Below are 208 nucleotides of genomic sequence, written 5' to 3' on the forward strand. Positions count from 1 at the left end.
CGAGAAGATCGGTATCGACATCAGCTCCAGCGACAGCTACAACCTGGCTGCAGCGGGCTCTTCCGGTACTGCTCTGAACACCAAAGCCATGGCTTCCGGTGACACCGTTAACGGTACCCAGCGTCAGACTCAGGCTGTTGGCTTCGACGTTCTGAAAGGTAAAGTGACCGGCGGCGCGAGCGGTACTGCTTCCGGCTCCACTCCGCTG

1 pseudogene is annotated in these 208 nt (G+C 59.6%); it reads left to right on the forward strand.

What is annotated here, in order from left to right:
* A pseudogene (locus IAE48_RS23940) lies at positions 1-208 on the forward strand (flagellin FliC); the annotation flags it as partial.

The organism is Kosakonia sp. S57, from assembly GCF_016516575.1.
Lineage (GTDB): Bacteria > Pseudomonadota > Gammaproteobacteria > Enterobacterales > Enterobacteriaceae > Kosakonia > Kosakonia cowanii.